The organism is Rhizobacter sp. P3_C12, assembly GCF_056402735.1.
Window position 1 is genome coordinate 1 of record NZ_JBFUGW010000502.1, and the last position, 2472, is coordinate 2472.

At 70.6% G+C, this 2472-nt stretch carries 3 protein-coding genes; all 3 read right to left on the reverse strand.

Annotation, left to right across the window (positions count from 1 at the left end; translation table 11 throughout):
• Positions 1-215: 215 nt before the first annotated feature.
• Positions 216-1349, reverse strand: coding sequence for a methyl-accepting chemotaxis protein (locus AC1DXV_RS33795; protein WP_477937937.1), 1134 nt, complete (start codon positions 1347-1349; stop codon positions 216-218).
• A 16-nt stretch (positions 1350-1365) separates the two neighbouring features.
• A complete protein-coding gene (locus tag AC1DXV_RS33800) occupies positions 1366-2016 on the reverse strand; it encodes an HAD family hydrolase (RefSeq protein ID WP_477872560.1) in 651 nt (216 codons plus the stop codon).
• A gap of 7 nt (positions 2017-2023) precedes the next feature.
• Positions 2024-2472: aminotransferase class IV (locus tag AC1DXV_RS33805; RefSeq protein ID WP_477937939.1), on the reverse strand; the 449-nt coding region annotated here is incomplete at its 5' end.

The following is a 2472-nucleotide window of genomic DNA, read 5'->3' on the forward strand; positions in this document are numbered from 1 at the left end:
CATGAACCGCGCGCGCAGCGCGCTTCGTGCACTGACTGTCGCCGACTGTTTGACCACAACGAACGAAGTGAGTGGAGGGAGTTTCGGCGACGGTTCATGAAAGCAGATGGCGCAGGGGAGTCATTGCCCCGCCAGGGGCAATGACCGCACCGACCGGCGAGCCCCACACTCCCCGCCCGCGCCTTTGCCCGCGCAGATCGCCGCCAGGGAGGAAGCTACGCATTCACGCGGAATGAACCCATGGCTTCGGTGAGCCGGCCCGATTGGCCCCGCAGCGACTGCGCCGCCGCCGCCAGCTGCTCCACCAGCGCGGCGTTCTGCTGCGTCATCGTGTCGAGCTGCCCGATCGCCTGCTGCATGCGGCCGATGTCGCTGCTCTGCGAGGCACCGCTCTGCGCAATGCCGGCGATCAGCCCCGCCACCTGGCCCACGCTGTCGACGATCTCGCGCATCGTGCGGCCGGCATCGGCGACCAGCTGCGAGCCGGCCGCCACCTTCTCGGTCGAGTCGCCGATCAAGGCCTTGATCTCGCGCGCGGCCGACGAACTGCGCTGCGCGAGGCTGCGCACCTCCTCGGCCACCACCGCGAAGCCGCGCCCCTGCTCGCCGGCACGCGCCGCCTCGACCGCCGCATTCAGCGCGAGGATGTTGGTCTGGTAGGCGATGCCATCGATCACGCCGATGATCTCGGCGATCTTGCCGGYGCTGGTGTGGATCTCGCCCATGCGCACGATCACCTCCTGCATGGTCTGCGCACCGCGCGCCGCGACCTCGCTGGACAACTTGACCTGGCTGCTCGCCTCGCGCGTGCTGTCCGAGTTGCTGTTCACCGTGGCCGCCAGCTGCGCCATCGAGCCGACGGTCTGCTGCAACGCGCTCGCCTGCTGCTCGGTGCGGTTCGACAGGTCGGTGTTGCCGCTCGCGATCTCGTCCGACGCGGTGTCGACCCCCTCCACCGTCTGCCGCACGTCGAGCACCATCGTGCGCAGCTTCTTGCGCATCGCGTTCAGCTCGGCCCGCAGCCACGAGATCTCGTCCTTGCCCGACGACGTGATCTTGGTCTCGAGGTCGCCGCCGGCAATGCGGATCACGCATTGCACGGTCGACTCGACCGACTCCTTGATGCTGCCGCGGATCAGCCAGCCGGCCAGCAGCGCCACCGCGCAGCCGGCGACGGCACACGCGCCGAACCACCCGACGGCCGCATCCGCATCGATCCGCGGAGCCCCCGCGGCCAGCTGCCGCACGGTCCACGCCGCCGCCCCACCCATCGCAAGCACGATCGCGCCCATCACGACGAAGCCGATCATCACCCGCCTGACCAAGCTGACCTGGCGAATCCATTCCATGACATGTCTCCTTGTTTTATGAATCAAGCACCGTCCAGCCGCAGCGCCGCGCATGCTCGCGCAGCACGGGCTCCGGCCGGACGGCCACCGGATGCGACACCGCCTGCAACAGCGGCAGGTCGCTCGCGGAATCGGAATAGAACCAGGATTCGTCGAAGGCCTGCAGGCCGCCGGGCCGGTCCAGCCAGTCGAGCACGCGGCTCAGCTTGTGCTCGCGGTGGCAGGGCTCGCCGGCGATCTCGCCGGTCAGGAAGCCGTCGCGCAACTCGCCTTCGGTCGCCATCAGGTGGCGGATGCCGAACAGCCGCGCAAAGGGCTCGGCGATGAAGCGCGTGGTCGCGGTGACGATGGCGCACAGGTCGCCGGCACGCTGGTGGCGCTCCACCAGCGCCTGCATGAGGCCGGGCACCCGCGCCGCCATCTCGGCCTCGAACGCGCGGCTCCAGGCCTCGATCCGTTCGCGTGGAAACGCCGCCAGCGGTGCCACCGTGATGCGGTGCATCGCGCGGATGTCCAGCGTGCCGGCCACGTAGCGGTGGCAGCAGGCCAGGTAGGCCTCGGGGGCCTCGGGCGGCAGGATGCCGCGCGCCGTGAGGAAGCGCGTCCAGGCCATGCCGCTGTCGAAGGGAATCAAGGTGTGATCCAGGTCGAACAGCGCCAGGTTCATCGGCGCCTCAGGCGTGGCTCAGCTCGCGCGACAGCAGGTGCGCCGGCAACACGCCGCGCAATGCGTTGCAGACCACGATGGCCTGCGCACGCCGCAGGTCGGCCGCGCTCAGGCTGCACTCGACGGTGGCCCAGCCCGGATCGGCCAGCAGCCGCGCTCGCATCACGCCGGGCAGCGCGCCGTCGTGCAGCGGCGGCGTGCACCAGCGGCCGTCGAGCAGCAGGAACACCGAGCTGCGCCCGCCTTCCACCAGCCGGCCGTCGGCGGTGAAGAACAGGCTGTCGAACGCACCGGCCCGCTCGGCCGCCTGCACGCCGGCGTCGTAGTGCTGGCGCAGCGTGGTCTTGTGGGCGGCCAGCGGTCGGTGGTCGGGCAGGGGCTGCGCGGCGATCAGCAGGCCCACCGGCCCCGCGGGCAGCGGCGCGAGCGGCGCATGGGTGATCGCGAACTCGCCGT